Source organism: Mycolicibacter engbaekii, assembly GCF_002101585.1.
Classification (GTDB): Bacteria; Actinomycetota; Actinomycetes; order Mycobacteriales; family Mycobacteriaceae; genus Mycobacterium; species Mycobacterium engbaekii.
In genome coordinates, this window is the sequence record NZ_LQOT01000041.1 from 148111 (window position 1) to 174564 (window position 26454).

Genomic DNA, 26454 nt, shown 5'->3' on the forward strand with positions numbered 1-26454 from the left:
GCTCGATCGTTGGCGGCGACCCGCGGCGCCCGGCTCCGCCGCGCTTGCGATCGCCGCTAAAGCTTGGTCACCGGGGCGTGGTTGTGCATCAGTTTGACCCGCCCGGAGCTGCCGAAGTCGATCAGTGACATGGCGGACTCGCCCACCCCGGAGACTTCCTCCACCCGGCCCAGGCCGTACTTGTCGTGCGACACCCGGTCCCCCGGCGCCAGCACCAGCAGCGGCCGGTTGCCCGATCGGCTCGGCGCAGGCCGCGGCGTGCCGAACCGGCCGGCTCCGCTGACCGGTGCGCTCGGCGCGACGCTGGCCTCGGTACGCCGCCAGTCGATGAGGTGCTGCGGGATCTCCCGCAGGAATCGCGATTCCGGGTTCAGCATCGGCTGGCCCCACGACGAGCGCACCTTGGCCCGGCTCAGGTACAGCCGTTGGCGCGCCCTGGTCAGACCGACGTAGGCCAGCCGGCGTTCCTCGGACAGCTCGCGGGCATCCCCCAGCGAACGCATGTGCGGGAACATGCCGTCCTCCCAGCCGACCACGAAAACCACCGGGAACTCCAGCCCCTTGGCGGTGTGCAAGGTCATCAAAGTGACCATCCCGGCCCCGTGTTCGGGAATCTCGTCGGTGTCGGCGATCAGCGAAACCCGTTCCAGGAACGCCGCCAGCACACCGACGTCGGGCACGTCCTCCTCGACGGTGCCGTCCTGTTCGGCGAGCGCGTTGGCCCGGTCGATGCTGAATTCGTGTGCGACACTGACCAATTCGTTGATGTTGTCCAACCGAGCCAGATCCTGCGGGTCGGTCGAGACCTCCAGTTCCTTGCGGTAACCGGTCCGGTCGAGCACCAGCTCCACCAGCGAGCCCAGATCGTCGTCGCAGGTGTTCAGATGCGCCCGCAACTCCTCGAGCATCGCGACGAAAGCGGCGATGGCGTTCTGCGAGCGGCTGTTGAGCATCGGTACGGAACCCTCGGCGGCGGCTGCCAGTGCGGCCGCGAATCCCATGCCGGTGTTCTCCGCATGCACCGCCACACACGCCTCCGCGCGGTCCCCGATACCCCGGCGCGGGGTGTTGAGGATGCGTCGCAGGCTCACCGCGTCGCCGGGATTGTCCAGCACCCGCAGGTAGGCGATGATGTCGCGGATCTCTTTGCGTTCGTAGAAGCGCACACCGCCGACGACCTTGTACGGGATGCCGCTGCGGATGAATACCTCTTCCAGCGACCGCGACGAGTTGTTGGTGCGGTAGAACACCGCCACGTCGCTGTAGTTGATGGTGCCGGCATCGGTCAGGGCGTCGATCTCCTGCGCGACGAACCGCGCCTCGTCATGCTCGTTGTCGGCGACGTAACCGACGATCAGTTCGCCGTCGCCGGCGTCGGTCCACAGTCGCTTCTCCCGGCGCCCGGAGTTGCAGGCGATCAGCGCGTTGGCCGCCGAGAGAATGTTCTGCGTCGAGCGGTAGTTCTGCTCCAGCAGAATGGTGGTCGCGTCGGGATAGTCGCGTTCGAAATCCTCGATGTTGCGGATGGTGGCGCCGCGGAAGGCGTAGATCGACTGATCGGCGTCGCCGACCACGCACAGTTCGGCGGGCGGCAGTTCGGAGTTGCCCTCGCCGGCCTGCGGTCCGTGACCGGCGAGTTCGCGCACCAACATGTACTGGGCATGGTTGGTGTCCTGGTACTCGTCGACCAGGATGTGCCGGAACCTGCGGCGATAGTGCTGGGCGATCTCCGGGAAGGCCTGCAATATCGCGACCGTCTCACCGATGAGGTCATCGAAGTCCAGGGCGTTGGCCGAACGCAGCCGACGCTGGTACTCGGCGTAGACGGCGGCCACCACCCGGCTCAGTTCGTCGGAATCCTCGGTGAGGTCGGCCAGCGCCCGGTCCGGGTCGATCAGTTCGTTCTTCAGGTTGGAGATGGCATTGGCCAGCAGCCGCGGCGAGTGCCGTTTGACGTCGAGGCCCATGTCGCGGCCGATCATCAGCAGCAGCCGCCGCGAGTCGTCGGCGTCATAGATCGAGAAGTTGGAGTTCAGGCCGGGGACCACCGAGGCCTGGTTGCGCAGGATCCGCACGCAGGTGGAGTGGAACGTCGACACCCACATCACCCGGGCCCGGGGGCCCACCAGGCTCGACACTCGCTCGCGCATCTCGGCGGCGGCCTTGTTGGTGAAGGTGATGGCCAGGATCTGTCCCACCCCGACGTCCCGAGCGGCCAGCAGGTAGGCGATACGCCGGGTAAGCACCGCCGTCTTGCCCGAACCTGCGCCTGCCACGATCAGCAGCGGAGAGCCCTCATGCAACACGGCCCGGCGCTGCTGCGGGTTGAGGCCCTCGAGGAGATGGTCGGTGTGCGGACTGGCGTGCAAGGTCATAGCGTCCCCCAACGTACCGCCGCCGGGCGACAGTCTTTGCGCTGGCACTGCCGTTAGTGGCACACTCGGTTCGTGCTCGACACGCGGCGTCGATTTTTCTACGGGTACCGAACAGCGGTGCCCGTGGTTTAAGCGCAACGCCTGCGCCCCGCGGTCCGCTTCGCCGGCCCGGGGCCTCGTCTGTTGTGTGAGGCCGGATCGCCGAATGGGACCAGAAACCACCCAACAGCGAGAACCTGGAGTCCAGATCATGTCTGCCCAATCCCAACAGCTGCCCGACATCGAGGAACTGCGCCACGAGATCGACCGGCTCGACGCCGAGATCCTGGCCGCAGTCAAGCGCCGCACCGAAGTGGCCCAGGAGATCGGCAAACTCCGGATGGCCTCCGGCGGTACCCGCCTGGTGCACAGCCGGGAGATGAAGGTGCTGGAGCGCTACAGCGAACTCGGTGAGGACGGCAAGGACCTGGCCATGCTGCTGCTGCGGTTGGGCCGCGGCCGGCTCGGTCACTAGTACCCCGCGCCCGGCTCCGCTACCCCGCGCCCGGCTCCGCCGCGCCAGCGGTCGCCACGGGAACCTCCGCCGACCCGCCGCGCCCGGCTCCGCCGCGCCAGCGGTCGCCGCGGGAACCTCCGCCGACCCGCCGCGCCCGGCTCCGCCGCGCTAGCGGTCGCCGCTAATGTCGGAGAATGAGCTCCGTCCAGCAGATCGCCGACATCTCTGCCACACCGGCCTGGGACGCGTTGCGCAAGCACCATCGGCAGATCGGCGAGACGCACCTGCGGCAGTTCTTCGCCGACGATCCCGACCGTGGCACCACATTCACCGTGACCGTCGGCGACCTCTATATCGACTACAGCAAGAACCGGATCACCGGCGAGACCATCCGGCTGCTGCTCGAGCTGGCCCGCACGGCCGGCCTGGAGGACCGGCGCGACGCGATGTTCGCCGGAGAACACATCAACACCTCCGAGGACCGGGCCGTGCTGCACACCGCGTTGCGGCTCCCGCGTGATGCCGCGCTGAGCGTCGACGGCCAGGATGTGGTGGCCGATGTCCACGCAGTGCTGGACGCCATGGGCGATTTCACCGATCGGCTGCGCGGCGGCGAATGGACCGGCGCCACCGGCGAACGCATCCGCACCGTCGTCAACATCGGCATCGGTGGATCCGACCTGGGTCCGGTCATGGTCGACCGGGCGCTGCGGCACTACGCCGACGCCGGTATCTCGGCCCGCTTCGTCTCCAATGTCGACCCTGCCGACCTGACCGCGAAGCTCGCCGGCCTGGACCCGGCCAGCACGCTGTTCATCGTCGCCTCCAAGACATTCTCGACACTGGAGACCCTGACCAACGCCACCGCTGCCCGGCGCTGGCTCACCGATGCGCTGGGCGACGACGCCGTCGCCCGGCACTTCGTGGCGGTCTCCACCCACGAGGCGCGGGTCGCAGAGTTCGGTATCGACACCGCCAACATGTTCGGCTTCTGGGACTGGGTCGGCGGACGGTACTCAGTGGATTCGGCGATAGGGCTGTCGGTGATGGCGGTGATCGGCCGGGAGCGCTTCGCCGAGTTCCTGTCGGGCTTTCATATCGTCGACGAACATTTCCGCACTGCGCCACTGGAATCCAATGCACCGGCGCTGCTGGGACTGATCGCGTTGTGGTACTCCAACTTCTTCGGCGCACAGTCTCGTGCCGTGCTGCCCTACTCCAACGACTTGGACCGCTTCGCCGCCTACCTGCAGCAGCTCACCATGGAGTCCAATGGCAAGTCCACCCGGGCCGACGGCACACCGGTCAGCACCGATACCGGTGAAATCTATTGGGGCGAGCCGGGAACCAACGGGCAGCACGCGTTCTACCAATTGCTGCACCAGGGGACCCGTCTGGTGCCGGCCGACTTCATCGGCTTCTCGCAACCCGTCGACGACTTGGCCACCGCAGACGGGTCGGGCAGCATGCACGACCTGCTGATGAGCAACTTCTTCGCCCAAACCCAGGTGCTGGCATTCGGCAAGAGCGCGCAGGAGATCGCAGCCGAGGGAACCCCCGCAGATGTCGTGCCGCACAAGGTTATGCCGGGAAATCGTCCCACCACCTCGATCCTGGCGACCCGGCTGACCCCTTCGGTGCTGGGCCAGCTGATCGCGCTCTACGAGCATCAGGTGTTCACCGAGGGCGTGGTGTGGGGCATCGATTCGTTCGACCAGTGGGGTGTGGAGCTGGGCAAGGCGCAGGCCAAGGCACTGCTTCCGGTGATCACCGGCGACGCCGCCCCGCAGCGCCAGACCGACAGCTCCACGGACGCGCTGGTGCGCCGCTACCGCGCGGCGCGCGGTCGCGCCACCTAGGACCGTCCCGCGGCTTTCTCTCACCGTGACTTTTTCGGCGGGCCGGCGCTGCCGGGGTACCCGGGTCCGCCGCCGGCTCAGCGCGGGGACAGTGTCGGCACTCCGCCATCGGTGCGCATCACCGTGGCACGGACCGCCGCCCGCAGGAGTGAAACCGCGGCGAATACGTACCTGGTGAAGGAGTTTCCCCGCGTGGGCCCGCGCGGTCGGCTCCAGCATCCCTGGAGAAAGGTGCCGTTGCTCGCTGAGCTAACGACTGACGCCTCCGCAACGGCGAGGCGGGCCGCGCCGGCTGACCACCGATCGATAAACCATCGCACCACGACAGAGATTTCGGGATCGACGTTTTTTAGGCTACGCCGCATGCAGCTGCCAACCCCAGCTCGGCGACGCCCCTCGGTGGCGTTGGGCCGCGACCGCGATGCCGTCACCCGCGGCGCCGCGCGTTGCCTGCACTGTTGTCGCTGACCCTTCCGCGACCAGCTCATTCCCGGTAGTCACCACTTTGGTGACCGGTGACGAATCACCAGGCATTGATATGGGGAGGCCAGCCATGCATTCTTCTTTGGGGTTCACCCGATGACTGTCAAGCCCGCGCTGGAGCCGGCTCAGCACATCCCGGCCGCCTCGCCACGCCCGGAGGCCGCCGCACCCATTGGGGGCACCGCTGGCCGCCGAGGCCTGGTCACACCGCTTCGCATCGGCGTGACGACGTTGTGGCTGTCGGTGATCGTGCTTCTGCCGTTGCTCGCCATCGCCTGGAAAGCAGGCGGTAAGGGATGGCAGGGCTTCCGGCTGGCGGTGACCTCCCACGCGGCCCTCGAATCTTTCCGCGTCACATTGACGATTGCGGTCCTGGTGACGGTGCTGGACGTGGTGTTCGGCCTGGCGACCGCCTGGGTGTTGGTACGCGACGACTTCGCCTTTAAAGGCGTGATCGATGCGCTGATCGACCTCCCTTTTGCACTGCCGACCATCGTCACCAGCCTGGTGATGCTCGCCTTGTACGGCAGCTCCAGCCCGATCGGTATTCATCTGCAGCACACTCCACCCGGAGTGGCTATGGCGCTGGCCTTCGTCACATTGCCGCTGGTCGTCCGCGCCGTTCAGCCGGTGCTCTTGGAAATCGATCGCGATGTCGAGGAAGCCGCCGCAGCACTGGGCGCCTCGCGCCTTACCGTGTTCACGACGGTTGTGCTGCCGTCGCTGCAGCCGGTGCTGCTGACCGGTGCCGGACTCGCGTTCTCGCGGTGCGTCGCCGAATTCGGTTCGGTGGTGACGATCGGCGGCGCGATTCCGGGCAAGACCGAAGTGTCGTCGCAGTGGATCCGCGCGCTGGTCGAAAACGACGACCACACCAGCGCTGCGGCCATATCGATCGTGTTGTTGGCGATCTCGTTCGCCGTGCTGGTGCTGCTGCGGGCGGTGGGCGGGCGGGCGGCCAAGCGCGAGGAGGAGGCCGAGTGACGTCCCGGCCTAGCAAACGCCACCTCCTCCGGTGCGCTGTTCTGGGCTATGTCGGCATAATGCTCATCGCTCCGGTGTCGGTGATTCTCTATCGGACATTCGAGCCGGGGCTGGGTCATTTTTGGGCATGGGTGAGCACTCCGGCGGCCGTTTCGGCGCTGAACCTGTCACTGCTTCTGGTGATCATCGTGGTGCCACTAAATGCCCTTTTCGGGGTATCGACGGCGATCCTTCTGGTGCGCAATCGTTTTCGTGGACGTTCCATCCTTCAGGCGATTCTCGACCTGCCCTTCGCGGTCTCCCCCATCATCGTCGGTGTCGCACTGATCGCATTGTGGGGATCATCGGGGGCCTTGGGCTTCGTCGAGAGCAGTCTCGGATTCAAGATTATCTTCGGGCTGCCCGGCATGGTCCTGGCGAGCATCTTCGTCACGCTGCCGTTCGTGGTGCGCGAAGTCCAGCCGGTGCTCGTGGAGGTCGGAGTGGAACAGGAGCAGGCCGCCGCAACACTGGGATCCACTGCATGGCAGACTCTTTGGCGGGTCACGCTGCCATCGATCCGCTGGGGTTTGACCTACGGCATTGTGCTGACCACCGCTCGCACCCTCGGCGAGTTCGGTGCGGTCATCATGGTCTCGTCGAACCTGCCGGGACAGTCTCAGACCTTGACGTTGCTGGCCAACGACCGCTACCACCGCGGTGCCGAGTACGGCGCCTACGCGGTGTCCACGTTGCTGATGGGCGTCGCCGTAGCCTTCTTGGCCGCCAAGGCTGCCCTGCTGCTCTACCGCAAGCAGGCCAAGGCTCTGGACCGGGCGGTCCACTGATTCGCTCGCCGCGGCGCCCGGCGGCAGATCAGGAGAAGCGCTTGGTGTAGCGCGGAGGCAACCGGCGCAGCAGCCACACCAGCGGCATCCACGGCCAGGACGGGACCACAGCCCGGCCGGTCTCGCGTTCGATGGCGCGCACCATGGCCTTGACCCCGGACTCGTTGTCCACCATCAACGGAGTGGACGCCGTTCTGGCGGTCATCTCCGATTCGATGTAGCCCGGTTCCAGCACGGTGACCCTGATCGGGCCCTTCGCATACTCCGCGCGCAGCGATTCGCCCAGCGACGACACCCCGGCCTTGCTGGCGGCGTAGGCCGCCTTGACCCCGGGGACACCCTTGTTGCCCAGCACTGAGGAGATCAGCACCAGGTGGCCGCCGCCGGCGGATGTGAACATCTCGAGCGCGGTCTCGATCTGCACCAGGGCGGCGACCAGGTTCGTCTCGATGGTCGCCTTGTTGGCCCACAGCTTGCCCGAGCCCAGCCGGGCCCCTTTGCCGATACCGGCATTGACGATGACCCGGTCGATTCCGCCCAGTTCCGCGGCGAACTGCCCGAACACCTTCGGGATTTCGTCGTGGTCGTTCACATCGAGTGCGGCCACCGCGACGGTGATTCCCGGGAACTGCGCTGTCAGTTCGGCTTTGAGTTCTTCGAGCCGGTCGGTCCGGCGGGCGCACAGGGCAAGGTCACGACCACGCGCCGCGAACGCGCGGGCCATGCCCGCACCGAGGCCCGAACTGGCACCGGTGATCAGGATTCTCTGACGGGTCATCAGGGCAGCTTAACGGCGCTCGCCGGCGGTGCGGAATTGGTCGGGCCCTTACTTGAGCAGTCGCGACATCCGGCGGTCGGCCAGCACCTTTCCACCGGTTTGGCAGGTCGGACAGTACTGAAATGACTTATCGGCAAAAGATATTTCCCGAACCGTGTCGGCGCAGACCGGGCACGGCAGACCCGTTCGGGCGTGCACCCGCAGACCGGAGCGCTTTTCACCCTTCAGCGTGGCAGCCTGCTGCCCCACTGAGCGGGTGACCGCATCGGCCAGCACGGCGTGCATGGCCTCGTGTAATGCGGTCAGCTGATCGGTGGACAGCTTGCCGGCAGTTGAAAACGGCGACAGCCGCGCGGTGTGCAGGATCTCGTCGCTGTAGGCGTTGCCGATCCCGGCGATCACCTTCTGATCGGTGAGGACGTTTTTGATGCGACCGGTCTGGCCGGCCAGTAGCCGGGCCAGGTCTTCGGCATCGATCGCCAGCGCATCCGGCCCCAGGGTGGCGATACCCGGTACCTTCGCCGGGTCGTCGACCAGCCAGACCGCCAGCCGCTTCTGCGTTCCGGCCTCGGTCAGGTCGAAACCGGGGGCCTGCCCCGGGACACCCAGGTGCACCCGTAGCGCGATCGGTCCCTTGCCCGGCCGCAGCGGGGCAGCCGCCAACTGATCCGACCAGCGCAGCCACCCCGCCCGCGACAGATGCGCGATCAGGAACAGCTCCCCGGCCTGCAACCCCAGATACTTGCCCCACCGGTGCGCACCGGTAACCACCTGGCCGTGCAACGCCGATGGCGGCGGGTCGAAGGTTTTGAGCACCGACAGCGCCGCGACATCGATCCGGCCGATGCCGTTGCCGACGGCGTGCCGGCGCAGATGATCGGCGAGCGCTTCGACCTCGGGCAGCTCCGGCATGCTGTCGAGTCTGCCTGGACTACCTGGAGATGCGGCCCGGGTCGCGTACCACCAGGGACAAGACCCAGCCCACCAGCGACAACACGATCGCCGCCCAGATGGCGTCCCACCAGAAGTCCGCGATGTACAGGCCCCAGTGTTTGGCGGTCTTGTCGGTGATCCACGCGGTGATCCAGAGCATCAGTGCGTTGACCACCACGTGGAACAGCCCCAGCGTGAGGATGTAGAGCGGGATGGACAGCAGCTGAACCACCGGTTTGATGAACGCGTTGACCAGCCCAAAGATCAGGGCGACCACGAAGATGATGCCCACCTTTTGCGCCGTGGTGTCGCCACCGACGAACTCGATGCCGGGAACGATCTGGGTGACGATCCACAAGGCGAGGCCGGTCAGCGCGGCGCGGAGCAGGAAGGGTCCCATGCGCAGATCTTGCCACGGTGCAGGCGCCGAAGACCGGGCTTCGCCGAATGTGCGGCGGCGGAGCAGGAGCGGGCTAGAGCCAGGTCCCAGCGCCTCCAAAGCGGGCCCGCACGCCGGCTGTGATCCGGTCCACGTGCCAACCGGCCTGACGGCAGGCCGAGATCACCGCGTCCGAAGAATCGGCGGCCACCAACCCGAACAAGGTTTCGTCGCTGGGCGCGGTCAAGGCGACCACCAGCTTGGCCCGGACGGCGGCGGCAGCAGCCGCCAGCCGATCGATCACGGTGTCGACGGTCGATTCGGCCAGGTCCGGTTGGTACCACTCCACCAAGAAACACTGACGTGCCGCTCCGCTGTCGCCCATGCGCCCGACGCTAACGAAGCAGGCCCTGGACCGAATCAGGGTTTCCCCTGGACATCTCCTGAATTGAGCGCGGCGAACAGCCCGGCACGCGACCGGATGCCCAGCTTGCGATACACCGCGCTCAGCGTCATCTCGACGGTTTTCTCCGCGATGAACAGCTCCGCGGCGATCTGCTTATTGGTCAGCCCCGATGCGGCATGTTCGGCAACCCGACGCTCGGCGGTGGTGAGGCCGGTACCCGGGGACGCCGCAGCCATGCGGTCCAGCTCGGCGCGGACCCGCTTAGCCCACAAGGGGGTCCCCAGCTTCTCAAAGGTCGCGAGCGCGGCAGCCAGATTCCCCTGGGCGGCCTGTTTGCGGCGGCGGCGGCGCTGGACCTGGCCCAGCAACAGTTGGGTGCGCGCCGTCTCGAAAGGCATCGGCAAGCGCCCGTGGTGCACCAGCGCCTCCATGGCGGCCTGCTCGGCGGCGTCGAGTTCACCGCGGGCGGCTAACCAGTGGCTGCGGCCGCGGGCGCCCACGGCGAGCATCCACGGCCGATCAAACCGTGCCCCGTTGGTCTCCAAAGCGTCGATCAAGCGCTTCGCCTCGTCCAGCCGGCCCAGTGCGGTCAGGGCCTCCACGGCATCGGGAAGGTAGGCGCCGACCACGATCTCGGTGCCGTGCGCGGGGTCGAACGAAGCCAACGCCGGTTCCAGAACCGAAATCGCCGCCGCGTAGTCACCTCGTGACACCTCCAGAAATCCCAGCGCCGTCGCCGCCGACACCACCAGAAACTCTGCCCCGGTGGCCGACGCCGCGTCGATTGCCGCAGTCGCGACGCGACGTACCGTGCCCTCGTCACCCCGCAATGCCGCAATCGACGCTTGAGTGCACCAAGCATGGACGAGCATGTGCTTCCCGCCCAGTTGCTCAGCTCGCTGGACGCTGTCCTCGGCGAGGTCCGCCGCAACTGCCAGGTCTCCCAGCCACATATGGAACATGGCAACGTAGTTGGCCGCCCACAGGGTGTCGATTTCCGTCCCATGGGCTATGAAGCGCTGGTGAATGGCACGCATCTGGCGCTGCCCAGCGGGCACGTCACCGGTCAGGGCAGCCATTACAGGTACCGCTGCACTGGCCTGGAAGGTCGCCACCGCACCACTGTCGGCGTCTTCGATCTCCAACGCCATTTGCAAGGTCTGCTGATCAACCCCGAGGCCGTACAGAATGCGCACATGCGCTGCGATCGTCAGAGCCTGGCTGCGGAGCGCAGCTATGTCGAGCCTTTCAGCCTGCTCCACAGCGGTGTCCGCCAGATCGACGGATCTCTTCATGTCACCGATCAGTCCGACCAGCGGCACGAGCAGCAGCCTCGCCCGCAGCTGCAGAGCGGGGTGCTCGGCGGCTTCATCGACGGCCTGAGTGAGCAGTTCAGCGGCCGTCACCAGACTTTCGTCATAACCGGTGACAGCAGCGAGGAGCATCAACGCCAAGCATCGCAACGGATTCCCGGACGGCAGATCATCCAGAGCCGCCCGCAGAAGCGAACGCGCCCGGCCAATTTCACCGGCACGGAAGTGCTGCTCTGCGGCTTGAATTCGGCGTACTGGTGTGTCGTCGCCGAGTTTGATGGCCAACTCGATCAACTCGGCGGCCACCGCCGGCGCCCCCCGAATCCGGGTGGCGGCGACCGCTTCGTCCAGCGCCTGGAGTACGTCTGGGTCGGCGGAGGTTGCCGCCAGCGCCAGGTGCCGGGCCTTGATCTCGGGTTCGTCGACGATGCCGTTGAGCCGGTGGTGCATGGCCCGGCGCTCTGCCGGGCCCGCGGCGCTGTAGACACCGGCAGCGAACAGCGGGTGGCGGAACCGGATTCGGCTGCCGTCGACCTCGACCACGCTGCTTGCCTGTGCCGACTCGATCAGCTCGACGACCCGGTCGGGGGCGATGCCCGCAGCAAGACCCACTCGATTCACCGTCGGCAGTGCGGCGCTGGCCGCGGCCAGCAGCACCGCCCTGAGCTCCGCGTCGGGTTGCCCCAGGTGATCGTGCACCAGCGCCGCCAGCGTGTCGGGCAGACCGACCGCTGCCCGGTCCGGCTCCTCGTCGATGAACCGCGCCAGCTCGAGAGCGAAAAACGGGTTGCCGCCGGATATTTGATGGATCCTCGTGATGGCCGGACGGGGCAGGGTGCGCCCCAGTCGGGCCGCAATCAGGGCGTGCACACCGCCGAGCGTCAACGGGCTGAGCCGCAGGCGCTCAACCGATCCGGGCACGGTCGGGTTGAGCCAACTCAGGTCGGCGGAGCCCACCCCGCCGGTGCGAACGGCCAGCAACAGGCCGACGGGCCCGGTGAGCCGCCGTTGGGCGAACCCGACCACCATCCGGCTCGACATGTCCAGCCATTGCGCATCGTCGATGCACAGCAACACCGGGGCGGCCACGCTCAGCTTGCGGACCGCCGCCAGGAAAGCGGTCGCCACCATCCGCTCATCGCTGGCCGCTTCGTCCCCGCCGCCGCCGAGCAGGATTCGCTCCAGCGCCCCACGCTGTTCGTCGGGCAGCTGCGCCAGCGTCTCGGCGTCCACCCCGCCGAGCAGGTCGGCCACCGCGGCGTAGGCATAGCGCACCTCGGTCGCAGCCCCCAGCCCCGAGAGCACCCGGTATCCGCGCTGCGCAGCGGTTGCGGCCGCCTCCTGCAACAGCGTGGATTTTCCGATCCCGGCCTCGCCCTCGAGCAGCAGGGTCGCGGGTTCGGTCAGTGCCGCAGACAGAAAGGCACTCACGGCGGAACTCGGCCCGCCGGTCCGCCAACCCCCCTCGCACGTCCACAATTGTGGCAGGCGATGCCCTTTCGAGGAATGGTTGCGCAGCTGCTGAATTCGTCACTTTCAGCACGCTTGCCGAGCGGGAGACCGCCGCAGGACACAGATCCACCAGCCACCTTGGGCGAACCGCAGGTATCCGGTACCGGCGGTATTGACATCTTGGGTCGCGGCTCCTAACTTGAGAATCTCGGAGCGAGAGGGGATTGCGTCATGACGGCTAGCGTGCGACCGAGCGGACCGACCCGGGAGGAATTCGCCGAACGCCTCCTGAAGGGCTCGGTGAAGAAGTCCTACGCCCCGGTGGTCGACATCGACTGGGATGCACCGCTGGACGCCGACAAGTACTTCCTGCCGCCCCGGATGTGCACGCTCTACGGGACCCCGCTGTGGGACGCGATGACGCGCGAACAGCAGATCGAGATGTCGCGCCAGGAGCTGGTCAACGTGCTCTCCGCCGGCATCTGGTTTGAGAACATCCTCAACCAGGCCCTGCTGCGCGACATGATGCACAAGAACCCCACCGCACCCAGCATCCATTACTCGCTGACCGAACTGGGCGACGAAACCCGCCACATGCTGATGTTCGGCAAAACCATCGACCGGATCGGCGGCGTGCCGGTACGGCCACGACTGCACGAGCGCATCGTGATCAACGCGCTGCCCTTCGTGTTCCGCGGCCCCATCCTGTGGGGCGCCGCGCTGGTGGGCGAAGAGATCTTCGACGCGCTGCAGCGCCAGATCCTCGACGACCCGGACCTGCAGCCGCTCGTGCGGCGGGTGATGCGCATCCATGTGACCGAGGAGGCCCGCCACATCCAGTACGCCCGCGACGGGCTGCGGCGCACCGTACCGGGGATGCCCCGCTACCGCCGCGTGCTGCTGGCCAACCTGCAGGGCGTCGGCGGCCCGTTCTACCGGCACCTGTTCACGCTGCCGGTGGTCTACAGCCGGGTCGGGCTCAACGGTCGTGAAGCCCGCCGGGTGGCGCGGGCCAATCCGCACTTTCATGCAGCTGCCCGCGCTTCGTTCGCGCCGCTGGCCGCGTTCTTCACCGAAGTCGGCCTCATGGGCGGGTTGGCCCGGCGGATGTGGCGGCGGGCCGGATTCCTGTGAGCCGCGACCAGCTCATCGACGTGCTGGTGCTGGGCGACCCCGCGTCCCTGCACGGACTGATCGCGGGTGCCCGCGCCGTCGATCCGGCGCACGTCACCACCCGATTCGACAGCGGCACCGACACCTGGACGGTGACCACGGCCGACGGCGAACAGCTGAAAGCGCGGGTGCTGATCGGCACCGCCGGTTCACCCGATGGGGTCGTCGCACGGCACGGCATCCCGAACCGGTTTCAGGTTCCCGGCCCGCACACTCGCCGGCAGGCCCGGTACGTGGCCCGGCTCCTGGATACCATGCGGCGCAGCGGAGCCAGCCGCATCGAGTCGCGCGCTGCCCGGCTGCGGGTGCACCGGCTGCTGCCGACCCGGGGACCGGCCCGGTTCTACCTGACCGGCTCGGTGAGCGCCGATGCGGAAATCTATGACGGCCCGGCCGTGCTCACGCACGGCGGTGCCGATTACCCGACCCGCGTGCGGCTGAGCGGGCACTTCGATCCGATCGATGGCCAATATCACTGGCAGGGAATGTTTTACGCCGATATTCCCGGAACCAGCGTCACCGGCTCGCCGGTCAGCATCCGGATCGGCGAACACGCCGCGCAGGGGCGCATCTGCGAGCGGACCCCGTGGGGCACGCTGACAGTGCTCGGCGCTGCCGGTTTCCCCCCGTTTCTTCTGGAGGATGTCGAGATCGCGACAGCGCCGCAAAGGTAACCGGTCCCCACCCGGTCAGGCCGGCGCGTCTGCTATGCAGAGAGCTGCGTCCAGACCATCCGAAACCGAGGAGACGACGTGCGGTTCACCTACGCCGAAGCGATGACCGACCCGAGCTACTACATCCCGCTCGCCAAGGCCGCTGAGGCCGCCGGGTACCACAGCATGACGATTCCCGACAGCATCGCCTACCCGTTCGAGTCGGACTCCACATACCCCTACACCCCTGACGGCAACCGGGAATTCCTTGACGGCAAAGCCTTCATCGAGACCTTCGTCCTGATCGCAGCGCTGGGCGCAGTCACTTCCACGCTGCGGTTCACCCCCTTCGTGGTCAAGTTGCCCATCCGCCCCCCGGCCCTGGTGGCCAAACAGGCCGGGTCACTGGCCGCGATGATCAACAACCGGCTGGCCCTGGGGGTGGGCACCAGCCCGTGGCCTGAGGATTACGAGTTGATGGGAGTCCCGTTTGCCCGGCGCGGCAAGCGCATGGACGAATGCATCGAAATCATCAAGGGCCTCACCACGGGTGACTACTTCGAGTTCCACGGCGAGTTCTACGACATCCCGAAAACCAAGATGACCCCCGCCCCCACCCAGCCGATCCCGATCCTGATCGGCGGTCACGCCGACGCCGCGCTGCGCCGCGCGGCCCGCAACGACGGCTGGATGCACGGCGGCGGCGACCCGGCCGAACTCGATCAGCTGATCACCCGGCTCAAGCAGCTACGCGAAGAGGAGGGCCGGACCGGACCGTTCGAGATCCACGTGATCTCGCTCGACGGATTCACCCTCGACGGCATCAAACGCCTGGAAGACAAGGGTGTCACCGACGTCATCGTGGGCTTCCGGGTTCCCTACATCCTCGGGCCCGACACCGAACCGCTGGAGAACAAGATCCGCAATCTGGAGCGGTTCGCCGAGCACGTGATCGCCAAGGCCGGGTGACGCCGGTCACATACCGGTCTCGCGGCTGCTCACCTCACCGTTTTTGTCAGGCCGATCGGGATAGAACTGGGCATCCGGGGCGTTGAAGAATACGTGCCCGCGCCCGCCGGCGGGTACTGCAGTTCTCTTCGACCTGCAGGGGGGTTGTCGACATGACGCAACAGAGGTATCTGCCCGCCGCACCTGCGCCCGGCCATGTGGAGCGCCAGCGGCTTGTTCGCCTGCTTCGCGCCGCTGCGTCCAAGGCCGGGCAGAGCGATGCTCGACGCCAGTGGATCCGGGCTGCTACGCAGTGCTGACAAAACCGCGCCTTTTCCGCGGCGCCCTTGCGTCACGCTAAGCAGCTCATTTACCTTTCTCAGACAGGCTTCAGAAATCTGGTTGTCCGCGAGAAGGGTTGGTCGCGATGTCTCGTCGCCGCAGCACGGTTGTGGGCACCAAGGCCGCTGGAGTCGTCGCGTTCTTGGCGATCGCCCCGCTCTCCGCGCCCGCGCACGCCGATTTCGAGGACATGTGGGACGCGCTGGTAGAGCCGTTTGTCACCACCGAGGGCGTCCTCGACGGCGACGCCCTGTTCGACGCCTCAGCCTGGGATGCGTTCTTGTCCGCCGCCCACTGGGATGCCGCCTTCGGCGCACTGGCCGAGCCGGGCCCCGCCCTGGGCATCGACCTTTACGCGGCACTGCACGACGCCGGTCAGCAATGGATCGACAGTCAACTGGGCAGCCAGGTCAACGGCGTCATCAACACCCTGTTCGGATCGACGGTCATCGGCAACGGCGCCGACGGCACCGAGGACAACCCCGACGGCGGCAACGGCGGCTGGCTGTTCGGTGACGGCGGCACCGGCTGGAGCAGCACCACCGACGGCGTCGCCGGAGGCGCCGGTGGCGCCGCCCTGGGACTGTTCGGCAACGGCGGCGCCGGCGGCGACGGCGGGACCGGGGCCGTCGGCGGTGACGGCGGCGACGGCGGGTGGCTGTGGGGCCACGGCGGCAACGGCGGCGACGCCGGCGACGGCGCAGCCCTGACCGGGCTGCCCGCACTCGGCGGCGTCGGCGGCACCGCCGGACTGCTCTACGGCACCCACGGCGACGTCGGCCACTTCGGTGCCCTGCCCGGCGGCTTCACCGGCACCGTTCCACCGCCGGTGGAGGTCTCCAACGGCTGGCTCACCAACGGCGACGGCCAGGTCGTCATGCTGCGCGGACTCAACCAGGTCTACAAGATCCCACCCTACGAGCCGTCCGCGGCCGGTTTCGACGAAGACGACGCAGCCTTCCTGGCCGCCAACGGATTCAACGTCGTGCGCCTGGGCGTCATCTGGGCCGGCGTGCAACCCGAACCCGGCGTCATCGACTACGACTACCTGGCCTCCATCGAAAACACCGTCGAAATCCTGGGCCGGTACAACATCGTCGCCATCCTCGACATGCACCAGGACCTCTACGGTGGTGCTTTCGGCGGCGACGGCGCCCCGGAGTGGGCCACCTTCACCGGCGGACTGCCGAACTTCGACGTCGGCTTCCCGTTCAGCTACTTCGTCAGCCCCGCACAGAACTATGCCTGGGATGCGTTCTGGGGCAACACCCATGCTTCGGGGATCGGACTGCAGAATCACTACGGGGTGATGTGGCAGGCGGTCGCCGACTACTTCAAGGGCAACGAGAACGTCGCCGGCTACGAGATCATCAACGAGCCGTGGGCGGGCACGCACTGGCTGGGAAGCCTGCTGGGCAACCGGTACTTCGACACCCAGCAGCTGACCCCGTTCTACAACCAGATCGACACGGCCATTCGCTCCGTCGACCCCAACAAGCCGGTGTTCTTCGGGCCGACGACGCTGGAGGCAAGCCTGCCGGTGGCCACGCACCTGGGCAGGGTCGACGACCCGAACACGGTCTTCTCCTTCCACCACTACTGCATGGTCAATGCACTGTTCGCCGACTTCAGCTTCGGTTGCGACTGGAATGCCGATGTCGTGTTCGCGAACGCGATGGACTACGCGCAACGCAACAACATCCCGGCGTTGCTCAGCGAGTTCGGCGCCACCAACAACCTGCCGACCATCGGTGCGAGCCTGCAGGCGGCCAACCGGTACCTGTTCGGCTGGACCGAATGGGCCTACACCGGCAACGACATCACCAGCACGTCGCCGCAGGACCAGGCGCTGGTCTACGACCCGAGCCAGCCCCCGGTCGGCGACAACGTCAACTGGGACAAGCTCGACCTGCTGGCGCAGCCCTACCCCCAGATGATCTCGGGCATCCCCACCGGCTTGTCCTTCAACGACGGCGTCCTCTCGTTCAGTTACTCCACCGAACGCGCCGACGGCACCGGCGTCTTCGACGCCGGATCCGAGACCGTCATCTCGGTGCCTGCCGGCCAGTATCCCAACGGCTACACCGTCACCGTGACCGGCGGCGAGGTCACCTCAGGCGCTGACGCCCCCCTGTTGACCATCAGCTCCAGCGCCGGCGCCACGACCGTCAATGTGACCGTCACCGCCAAGGACTGACAGCACCGGGCCGGTGCGGTGACGACCGCCGCACCGGCCCGCGCCGCTACCTTGCGTAGGCTAAGTAAGTCGTTTACCTTTCTCAGACAGGCTTCAGAATCGGGTTTGTCCGCGAGAAGGGTTGGTCGCGATGTCTCGTCGCCGCAGCACGGTTGTGGGCACCAAGGCCGTCGGAGTAGCTGCATTCCTGGCGATCGCCCCGATCTCGGCGCCCGCACACGCCGATTTCGACGACATGATGGACATGCTGATCTCGCCGTTCGTCACCGCCGCAGGCGACCTCGACGGCGACGCCCTGTTCGACGCCTCAGCCTGGGATGCGTTCTTGTCCGCCGCCCACTGGGATGCCGCCTTCGGCGCACTGGCCGAGCCGGGCCCCGCCCTGGGCATCGACCTTTACGCGGCACTGCACGACGCCGGTCAGCAATGGATCGACAGTCAACTGGGCAGCCAGGTCAACGGCGTCATCAACACCCTGTTCGGGTCGACGGTCATCGGCAACGGCGCCGACGGCACCGAGGCCAACCCCGACGGCGGCAACGGCGGCTGGCTGTTCGGTGACGGCGGCACCGGCTGGAGCAGCACCACCGACGGCGTCGCCGGAGGCGCCGGTGGCGCCGCCCTGGGACTGTTCGGCAACGGCGGCGCCGGCGGCGACGGCGGGACCGGGGCCGTCGGCGGTGACGGCGGCGACGGCGGGTGGCTGTGGGGCCACGGCGGCAACGGCGGCGACGCCGGCGACGGCGCAGCCCTGACCGGGCTGCCCGCACTCGGCGGAGTCGGCGGCACCGCCGGACTGCTCTACGGCACCCACGGCGACGTAGGCCACTTCGGTGCCCTGCCCGGCGGCTTCACCGGCACCGTTCCACCGCCGGTGGAGGTCTCCAACGGCTGGCTCACCAACGGCGACGGCCAGGTCGTCATGCTGCGCGGACTCAACCAGGTCTACAAGATCCCGCCCTACGAGCCGTCCGCGGCCGGTTTCGACGAAGACGACGCAGCCTTCCTGGCCGCCAACGGATTCAACGTCGTGCGCCTGGGCGTCATCTGGGCCGGCGTACAACCCGAACCCGGCGTCATCGACTACGACTACCTGGCCTCCATCGAAAACACCGTCGAAATCCTGGGCCGCCACAACATCCTGGTCGTCCTGGACATGCACCAAGATCTGTACAGCGAGGCCTTCGGCGGCGAGGGCGCCCCCGACTGGGCAGTTCTGACCGGTGGACTGCCCCACATCGGCGTGGGCTTCCCGGGGACTTACCCGGTGAGCCCGGCGCAGAACTACGCCTGGGATGCGTTCTGGGGCAACGACAAGGCTCCCGATGGCATCGGCTTGCAGAATCACTACGGGTTGATGTGGCAGGCGGTCGCCGACTACTTCAAGGGCAACGAGAACGTCGCCGGCTACGAGATCATGAACGAGCCGTGGGCCGGATCGCAGGCTCTGGGCAGCATCTTGGGCAACCCCTACTTCGACACCCAGCAGCTCGTTCCGTTCTACGACCAGATCACCGCAGCCATTCGCTCCGTCGACCCGAACAAGACGGTGTTCTTCGAACCCAACACCCTGTTCGGCAGCCTGCCGGTGCCCACGCATATGGGTCCGGTGCAAGACGAGAACTCGGTGTTCTCCTTCCACCACTACTGCCTCACCACGTCGCTGATTCCCGGCCTGAGCATCGGCTGCGACTGGAACGCCGACATCGTGTTCGGTTACGCAACCGATTACATGGAGGAGAACAACGTTCCGGGGTGGCTGAGCGAGTTCGGGGCCACCAACAACCTCGGCGCCATCGACGCCAGCCTGCACTCCTCCAACCAGTACCTGTCCGGCTGGGCCGCCTGGGCCTACACCGGCAAGGACATCACCAGCGCCTCGCCGGAAGACCAGGCGCTGGTCTACGACCCGAGCCAGCCCCCGGTCGGCGACAACGTCAACTGGGGCAAACTCGACCTGCTGGCCCAGCCCTACCCGCAGATGATCTCGGGCACGCCCACCGCACTGTCGTTCGACAACGGCGAGTTCAGCTTCAGCTACACCACCGACCGCGTCGACGGCTCAGGCACCTTCGGAGCCGGATCCGAGACCGTCATCGCGGTGCCGCCCAACCACTTCCCCGGCGGTTACGCCGTAACCGTTACCGGCGGAACCGTCACCTCGGCACCCAATGCCCCCATCCTGACCATCGACTCCAACGGCGACACCTCCACCATCACCGTCACGTTGGTCCGGACCTAGCCCGTCGCGGGCCGCGGGCGCTCCGCCAGCGGTATCGGCGCAGCGCTGGCCCGTACCGTCTGGCGCAGCTCCCCCAGGCCCTGCACCTGCAGGGTCACGACATCGCCGTCACCAAGCCATCCTGGAAACTGTTGCGGCGCAGCCGGGTCCAGATGCTCCAGCAGCGTGCAGGTGGGTACGGTGCCCGATCCGAAGACGTCACCGGGCTCCAACGGAACCCCACGGGCGGCGTAGCTGATGATCTCGCCGAAGCTCCAGTCCATGGCGCCGGTCGATCCGGTTCCCACGATCACGTCGTTGACGGTCGCGGTGGCCTGCAGGCTGATCCTGCCGTTGCTGCGGTAGGGCTCCAGCTCATCGGGCGTGACCAGACAGGGCCCAAGCGTGACACCGCTGTCTTTGCCCTTGGCCTGCCCGATCGCCAAAACTCCCTCCTGCGCCTGCAGATCCCGCGCGGACCAGTCGTTGAAAATGGTGTAGCCGATGATGGCCTGCTCCGCCTGGGTCACCGACAGGTTCGCCCCGGCGGTGCCGATCACCGCGGCGATCTCCAGTTCGAAGTCCTGACAGACGCTGCCGGGGGCCATGGAGACATCGTCATAGGGACCCAGCACCGTTGCCGGGCAGGCAAAGTAGAAAGCCGGGATGCGGTACCACGCGTCGTCGAGGACGGGGCTTCGGCCGGTGGCCGCCAGGCAGTTGCGCATGTGGTCCAAGAAGCCCAGACTGTCGCGGATCGACGGCGGGCGCGGTATCGGAGCCATCAGCGACACCGCCGAGATCCGCTCTGTCGCCGCCGGTGCGCTCAGCGCCCGCTCGCCGGCCTCGTGCAGCCCGTCCGGGCCGAGCCGGATCAGCTCCAACAATGTCACGCCGGGCGCCACCGCATGGATCACGTCGCCGTTGAGTACGCCGGTACGCTGCCCGTCTTCGCTTCGATAGGTCACCCATCGCACCGGTCCATCGTCACCCATAACGAGCCCGAACGCAGCATCCGACGCCCCGCCGGTTGAGCCCCGCGGCTACGGTTTCACCGTCACCTTGAAAATCAACGAGGTCAGGGCACCGAAGGCGCCGTGACCGCTGATGTAGAGCCTTTTGGTGTCGTAGCCCGCAACGTCCTTCATCGTCTCGCCGCCGAATCGAGCCGGCATCTGACCGTCGATCACGGTGACGTCGCCGTGGTTCGCGACTGCCCCGGCGAATTGTTCCAAGGCAACACCCACAGCAACCACCGCGGTTTGCTCAGTGTCCGGACTCATCCGACTCGGTACCCTCCTGCTCTGCCAGCCACGCCTCTTCCTCGCCCGGCTCGGGTAGCACCCTTCCTCCCTCGATGGCGAGATGCGCGGGGCTGTTCTGAATGACCACCAACACCATCCGGGCCGGTATCCCGGTGATGCGGGTCGCCGCCGAGGCGATTTCCGCGACCAACTGACTACTTTGCGCGGCGGGATGTCCGGTCCGAACCCAGCCGTTGATCAGCAGTGGCCGTGCAGGCTTCCCATCGGTGAACACGTTCTCGGGCGCCGGTTCATGGAATACGACGTTGATATACGTACCGGGGACATGGTTGATCATGGAGTGAACCCGGGTGATCTCGGCGGCCAGCTCAGCCTTCGTCTCGACGCTCAGCGTCGATTGCGGCGTGGTGCACGTGTAGACCGGCACGTCTTAACCCAGGAATGGCAGTTGCGGCTGGGTGGGTACCACCAGAACGGTGGGACCGTCGGCTTCCAGGGCTGCCTTGAATTCCGAGACCAAGCTTTCGGTGTCCTCCACCGAAGCCGTACGGCAGCCGAAACCCCTTGCCAAGGAGCAGATATCGAGTCCGGGCAGATCCATACCCGGAACGTGGGGAGTCTCTTCCAGCAGCGCAAACGATTTGAGGACCGCGTATTCACCGTTGCGCTGCACCACGAACACGATGGGGAGGCTGTGCTGTGCCGCTGTCCAGAGAGCCTGTATCGAATACTGGAAAGAACCGTCGCCGATCGACGCGACAACGGTCCGCTTCACACCGCGCGCTCGATCTCCGAGCGCGATTCCCACAGCCGCCGGCACTCCCCAGCCGATACCGCCGCTGCCGGTGGCGAAGAAGCTCCCCGGCCTGCGCGTCGGCCACCACGTGATGAGGTCCGCCAGAGTGGATGTCGACTCCATCACGACCGCAGCGTCGTCGGGCTTGACCGTACTGAGGGCAGCGTAGACATCGCTGGGCAACAATGGCGCCGATGCCGCCGGCAGATCCCCACTCGAGGGTCTTTGCAACCCCGGTGACGCCTGCCGGTCACGGGGCATCTCGACGAGGTCCAGTAGTTGTTCGAGTACGACGCCCGCGTCACCGAGCAGGCTGTCACCCACCGGTGCCGTCGCGGCAAGGTGCGGGTCCGCCGTGACTTGCAGGAGATCGGTGCCCGCGGGCAGGTAATCACCGGGGACGAACGGGTAGTAGCGGAAAACCTGAGCGCCGATCACGATTGCCAGGTCGTGGCCGGTCAACACCTCGCTCACGCCCGCAATCGTCAGGGGCAGCGGCCCTCCGTACAGGGGATGATCCTCGGGGAACGAGCACCGGTCCGACAGCGGACCGCCGCGGACCGGCGCGCGCAGCTTCTCAGCGAAGGCGATGCCGGCAGCCCAGGCGCCGGCACGGTCCACCTCCGGTCCCAGCACCAGCAGTGGTCGACGAGCGCTGCTGATCCTGGCGGCGAAGGCGCGCAGCCGCTGTTCGTCGGGCTGCACACGGCGACTGACGGTCCGCACCACGGCCGGACCGAGCGCCGGTTTGTTCCAGTCGTCGAGTGGGATGGACAAGAACACCGGCCCGGCGGGAGGCTGGGTGGCCACCGCATACGCACGCATGAATGCTGCGGGAACATCCTCGGCGCGAGCAGGCTCGTAGGACCATTTGACCCACGGCTGTGGCATGAGCGTGGCATCGGGGTTGTTCAGATACGGGTCGCACAAGGACATTTCGCGGGTTTGTTGGCCTGCCGTGACGATCATCGGGGTGTTCGCCCGATACGCCGCAACGAGACTGCCCATCGCGTTACCGGTGCCGGCCGCGGTGTGCAGATTCACCAGCGCGGCGTTGCCGGTGGATTGAGCGAACCCGTCCGCCATCGCCAGCACCGACGCCTCCTGCAAGCCCAGCACATAGGTGAAGTCGTCCGGGAAATTCTGCAAGAAGGTCTGCTCCGTGGAGCCGGGGTTGCCGAATATCGTGGTCAAGCCCAGAGACCGGAGCAGGTCATAAGTCACCTCATGGACTGTCTTGCCGCTGACCATCACTGACTCCTCTCGTCGATCTCTGCGGGCACCGCGATTACCTATCTGACACCGCGCACCCTGGTCGCCGACCCCGTAGAAACCCCGGGATGTGACAACCCGGGGGCGCTCACAGCCCGACTCCTACCGGCGCAGTTCGGTCGCCGGTGGCTTCCGGACGTGTCAGGATCACCAGCATGGGCAGCACAACGCTCATCGGCCGGCAAGACGAACAGCGGCAGCTCGCGCAGTTGTGCGGCCGTGCCCGAGCCGGCAAAGGCGGCGTGCTGGTCATCAACGGCGAGGCCGGCATCGGCAAGAGTGCGTTACTGGCCGAGGTGGTGGCGCAGGCGGACGGACTACGCACTGTCTGGATCAGCGGTGCCGAGACGGAAATGGAACTCGCCTACGCCGGCGTGCAGCAGGTGTGTGGCCCGATTCTTGCCCATATCGCCGTCTTGCCTGACCCGCAGCGGTCCGCACTGCGAATCGCCCTCGGACTCGGCGAAGGTACCGCCCCGGATCGCCTGCTGGTGAGCCTGGCGGTCCTGTCGCTGCTGGCCGAGGCGGGCGCCGAGCGGCCGACCGCCTGCATCATCGATGACGCGCAGTGGGTCGATCGAGCGTCACTGCAAGCGCTCACATTCGCCGCACGACGTCTACTGGCCGACCCCGCGGTGATGATCTTTGCCACCCGCGTTCCGGGCGCACCTGAAGAATTGGCCGGCTTACCCGAGCTGACCCTGACCAGGCTCGCGCATGCCGACGCCGGCGTACTGCTGTCGCAGGTGATGCCGGGCCGGTTAGATGAGCGGGTCCGGAAGAACATCCTGGGCGAAGCCGACGGAAACCCCTTGGCGTTACTGGACCTTCGCCAGTCGATAGCACCCACAGCGCTGGCAGGCGGTTACGGCCTGCCGGCCGCAGCGTCGATAGCCGGTCGAATCGAGCGCGAGTACAGTCAGCGCCTACACACGCTGCCCCCGACCACACAGACGCTGCTGCTGATCGCGGCTGCGGAGCCGACCGGCGACCCCACCTGGCTGTGGGCCGCCGCGGAGAAGCTCCGGGTGGGCGCCGACGCGGCCGTTCCCGCGGAGCGCAGCGGCCTGGTCACCGTCGAATCCCGCCTGCGCTTTCGCCACCCGTTGGTGCGATCGGCGGTCTACCACTATGCATCCGCGTCTCAACGCCGGCAGGTTCATGCAGCATTGGCGGACGTGATATCCGGCCCCACGCATACCGAACACCGCGCCTGGCACCACGCCCACGCCACGCCCACACCCGATGAGAGCGTTGCTGTCGAGCTTGTGGTGTCCGCGCAACGGGCGCGCTGCCGTGGTGGTGCCGCCGCCGCAGCCGCATTCTTGGCCTATGCCGTCGAACTGACTCCCGATCCCCTCCGTCGCGCCGACCGGGCACTCGAAGCTGCCCGGGCGAAGCTGGACGCCGGTGATCCAGAAGCGGCGATCCGACTCCTGTCCGCGGTGGACAGAGCGGACGACGAACTGTTGAGTGCGCGGGCAGATCTGCTACGCGCCAACGTTGCGTTTGCGACCCGGCGGGGCAGAGACGCGCCTCCGCTGTTGCTGGCGGCAGCCCGAAAGCTGCGGCCACTGGATCCGGTCTTCGCCCGCGACGCCTACCTCGGCGCGCTGATGGCAACGATGATCGTCGGGCGCCTCTGCACCGGGGAAGCGCCATCTGCGGCGACGATAGTCAGATCGGTGCGGCAGCTGCCACCGAGGTCGGGCCCCGCCACTGCGGCAGATCTCTTCCTCGAGGGAATCGTCCTGCGCATCGATGACGGACACGCAGCAGCGGCGCCGGTGCTCCAGCGAGCAATACAGCAGTATCTTGCGGAAGACAACGCCGGTGTTGCAGACCCGCGGTTGCACGACATCACCCTGCGCGTCTTACTCGACCTGTTCGCCCAGGACACTTACAACTCCCTGAATGCGCGCCAACTCGAGCTACTGCGCGCGGCCGGTGAATTGACCGTCCTGCCCGCGGCATTGACCACGTATGCGGGTGTATGTGTCACCGCGGGCGACTTCGCACAAGCCGCCGACCTGTTGGCGCAGGCAGAGACCATCTCTGCTGCCACTGGCGCGCCGCAGCAACGCTCCATCCACATCTATCTCGCCGCTTGTCGCGGGCAGCAAGCTCGAGCAGAGGAGATCGCACGGACGACTGTCCGCGACGCGACCGCCCGGGGCGAGGGCAGCGAGATCACCTTGGTGCTTTTCTCGCTGGCCGTCCTGTACAACGGGATCGGAAACTACGAAAAGGCGCTCGAACAGTGCTCGGCGGCAATGGAGTACGACGATATCGGCATGTATGGCCACCTCCTGAACGAGACCGTCGAAGCGGCCGTCCGCGCCGGAAGCACCGATGTCGCCGAAACGGCTGCAGCACAATTGATCGAGCGGTCACGAACGACTCCCACGGCGACTGCTCTCGGATACGCCGCCCGCGCGAAAGCCTTGACCGCCGACGGTCCCGCTGCCGAGAACGAGTACCGGATCGCAATTCGGGAGTTGGGACGCTCACCGTTGAAGGTCATGTCCGCGCGTACGCACCTGATCTTCGGTGAGTGGCTGCGGCGGGAGAACCGCCGAGGCGAAGCACGAGCCGAGTTACGCATCGCTCACGGGCTGTTCGCCGAAATGGGATCCGAGGGTTTCACCGAGCGAGCCAAGCGCGAACTCCATGCGGCGGGCGAGCCCCTGAGCAAGCAACACGATGCCAGAAAACCGGGGAAGCTGACGACGCAGGAAAGCTACATCGCCAGACTCGCCGGCGACGGGTACACCAACTCTGAGATCGCCAGCCATCTGTTCATCAGCCCCAGGACGGTGGAATGGCATCTCGGCCGGATCTTCGGCAAGCTCGGGGTCACGTCCCGTCGCGAGTTGAGACATGCACGCGAGTGAGCACCGGAGGCGCCAAAGCCGTCCGGTTCCTCAGCGACGCCGATCGGTTCGACACCTCACTCCCACTCCACCTCGCCGGGGGTCTTGTCGGGACGCAGCCCGCGCCAGCTGGGCTGGCGGAGCCGGCCATCGGCCGTGCGTTCGCTGTAGCGCACCTCGGCCACCACGGTGGGTTCGACGAAGGTGACGCCTTTCGCGTCGGGCCGCGCCAGGGGTTCCCGAAACGGGGATTCGCCGGTGCGCAACGGCGCCAGCATCTCCTTCAATGCCGCCAGCTGACGCTCGGTGAACCCCGTGCCGACCCGTCCCACGAAGCGCAGGCCGTCGGCTTTGATCGCGCTCATCGAACGTCCCCAGGTGTGCTCGCCGAAATTCCTCACCTGTGAGCACCGGTCAGTGTAGGGGTTG

The 26454-nt window shown here is 67.0% G+C and carries 20 protein-coding genes and 1 pseudogene; 10 read left to right on the forward strand and 11 right to left on the reverse strand.

Annotation, left to right across the window (positions count from 1 at the left end; translation table 11 throughout):
- Window positions 1-56 precede the first annotated feature (56 nt).
- Window positions 57-2375, reverse strand: a complete 2319-nt coding sequence (pcrA, locus tag AWC02_RS12675; protein ID WP_085129101.1) for a DNA helicase PcrA — start codon at window positions 2373-2375, stop codon at window positions 57-59.
- A 250-nt stretch (window positions 2376-2625) separates the two neighbouring features.
- Here pcrA and AWC02_RS12680 point away from each other — a divergent pair, with 250 nt between their 5' ends.
- From AWC02_RS12680 to cysW, 4 genes are all read left to right on the forward strand, one after another.
- Window positions 2626-2889, forward strand: coding sequence for a chorismate mutase (locus tag AWC02_RS12680; protein ID WP_085129102.1), 264 nt, complete (start codon window positions 2626-2628; stop codon window positions 2887-2889).
- A gap of 176 nt (window positions 2890-3065) precedes the next feature.
- Window positions 3066-4730 (forward strand): glucose-6-phosphate isomerase, encoded by a 1665-nt coding sequence (gene pgi, locus AWC02_RS12685; RefSeq protein ID WP_085129103.1) that lies wholly within the window; start codon window positions 3066-3068, stop codon window positions 4728-4730.
- 579 nt (window positions 4731-5309) lie between these two features.
- Window positions 5310-6197, forward strand: coding sequence for an ABC transporter permease (locus AWC02_RS12690; RefSeq protein ID WP_109560990.1), 888 nt, complete (start codon window positions 5310-5312; stop codon window positions 6195-6197).
- On the forward strand, window positions 6194-7024 hold the full coding sequence (gene cysW / locus AWC02_RS12695) for a sulfate ABC transporter permease subunit CysW (protein WP_085129104.1): 831 nt from the start codon (window positions 6194-6196) through the stop codon (window positions 7022-7024). The genes AWC02_RS12690 and cysW overlap by 4 nt, the downstream gene beginning before the upstream one ends.
- A 28-nt stretch (window positions 7025-7052) precedes the next feature.
- Here cysW and AWC02_RS12700 read toward each other — a convergent pair whose 3' ends face one another.
- The 5 genes from AWC02_RS12700 to AWC02_RS12720 form a co-directional block, all read right to left on the reverse strand.
- Window positions 7053-7802 (reverse strand): SDR family oxidoreductase, encoded by a 750-nt coding sequence (locus AWC02_RS12700; RefSeq protein ID WP_085129105.1) that lies wholly within the window; start codon window positions 7800-7802, stop codon window positions 7053-7055.
- Between the two features lie 48 nt (window positions 7803-7850).
- Entirely contained in the window at window positions 7851-8714 is an 864-nt protein-coding gene (locus AWC02_RS12705; RefSeq protein WP_085129106.1) for an Fpg/Nei family DNA glycosylase, read from the reverse strand.
- A 19-nt stretch (window positions 8715-8733) separates the two neighbouring features.
- Window positions 8734-9135 (reverse strand): phage holin family protein, encoded by a 402-nt coding sequence (locus AWC02_RS12710; RefSeq protein WP_085129107.1) that lies wholly within the window; start codon window positions 9133-9135, stop codon window positions 8734-8736.
- 73 nt (window positions 9136-9208) lie between these two features.
- Complete coding sequence (locus tag AWC02_RS12715; RefSeq protein WP_085129108.1) at window positions 9209-9499, reverse strand: hypothetical protein; 291 nt, start codon at window positions 9497-9499, stop codon at window positions 9209-9211.
- A gap of 35 nt (window positions 9500-9534) precedes the next feature.
- On the reverse strand, window positions 9535-12264 hold the full coding sequence (locus AWC02_RS12720; RefSeq protein ID WP_133055639.1) for a LuxR C-terminal-related transcriptional regulator: 2730 nt from the start codon (window positions 12262-12264) through the stop codon (window positions 9535-9537).
- 252 nt (window positions 12265-12516) lie between these two features.
- On the opposite strand from AWC02_RS12720, the gene AWC02_RS12725 reads away from it, so the two are divergent.
- The 5 genes from AWC02_RS12725 (at window position 12517) to AWC02_RS12745 (ending at window position 19840) form a co-directional block, all read left to right on the forward strand.
- Window positions 12517-13419, forward strand: a complete 903-nt coding sequence (locus AWC02_RS12725) for an AurF N-oxygenase family protein (protein ID WP_085129110.1) — start codon at window positions 12517-12519, stop codon at window positions 13417-13419.
- Window positions 13416-14132 (forward strand): DUF4873 domain-containing protein, encoded by a 717-nt coding sequence (locus AWC02_RS12730; RefSeq protein WP_085129135.1) that lies wholly within the window; start codon window positions 13416-13418, stop codon window positions 14130-14132. Before AWC02_RS12725 ends, AWC02_RS12730 begins: the two co-directional genes overlap by 4 nt.
- Before the next feature lie 78 nt (window positions 14133-14210).
- Complete coding sequence (locus tag AWC02_RS12735; RefSeq protein WP_085129111.1) at window positions 14211-15080, forward strand: TIGR03619 family F420-dependent LLM class oxidoreductase; 870 nt, start codon at window positions 14211-14213, stop codon at window positions 15078-15080.
- A gap of 406 nt (window positions 15081-15486) precedes the next feature.
- A complete protein-coding gene (locus tag AWC02_RS12740; protein ID WP_237160449.1) occupies window positions 15487-17598 on the forward strand; it encodes a cellulase family glycosylhydrolase in 2112 nt (703 codons plus the stop codon).
- Window positions 17599-17728: 130 nt separating this feature from the next.
- On the forward strand, window positions 17729-19840 hold the full coding sequence (locus AWC02_RS12745; protein ID WP_237160450.1) for a cellulase family glycosylhydrolase: 2112 nt from the start codon (window positions 17729-17731) through the stop codon (window positions 19838-19840).
- 8 nt (window positions 19841-19848) lie between these two features.
- Here the strand turns inward: AWC02_RS12745 and AWC02_RS12750 are convergent.
- From AWC02_RS12750 to mdlC, 4 genes and pseudogenes are all read right to left on the reverse strand, one after another.
- Window positions 19849-20796: pseudogene (locus AWC02_RS12750) on the reverse strand (fumarylacetoacetate hydrolase family protein); the annotation flags it as partial.
- A gap of 66 nt (window positions 20797-20862) precedes the next feature.
- Window positions 20863-21066 carry a hypothetical protein gene (locus AWC02_RS12755; protein WP_085129114.1) on the reverse strand — a complete coding sequence of 68 codons (204 nt, stop codon included), beginning with the start codon at window positions 21064-21066 and terminating at the stop codon, window positions 20863-20865.
- Between the two features lie 19 nt (window positions 21067-21085).
- Window positions 21086-21511 carry a tautomerase family protein gene (locus AWC02_RS12760; RefSeq protein ID WP_085129115.1) on the reverse strand — a complete coding sequence of 142 codons (426 nt, stop codon included), beginning with the start codon at window positions 21509-21511 and terminating at the stop codon, window positions 21086-21088.
- 3 nt (window positions 21512-21514) lie between these two features.
- Window positions 21515-23131, reverse strand: a complete 1617-nt coding sequence (gene mdlC / locus AWC02_RS12765) for a benzoylformate decarboxylase (protein ID WP_085129116.1) — start codon at window positions 23129-23131, stop codon at window positions 21515-21517.
- A 176-nt stretch (window positions 23132-23307) separates the two neighbouring features.
- On the opposite strand from mdlC, the gene AWC02_RS12770 reads away from it, so the two are divergent.
- The gene (locus AWC02_RS12770) at window positions 23308-26046 is read left to right on the forward strand and encodes an AAA family ATPase (RefSeq protein ID WP_085129117.1); all 2739 of its coding nucleotides are present in this window, start codon (window positions 23308-23310) and stop codon (window positions 26044-26046) included.
- 56 nt (window positions 26047-26102) lie between these two features.
- Here the strand turns inward: AWC02_RS12770 and AWC02_RS12775 are convergent.
- Window positions 26103-26454 (reverse strand): ATP dependent DNA ligase (locus AWC02_RS12775; RefSeq protein WP_473086852.1); only part of this gene is annotated, 352 nt, incomplete at its 5' end.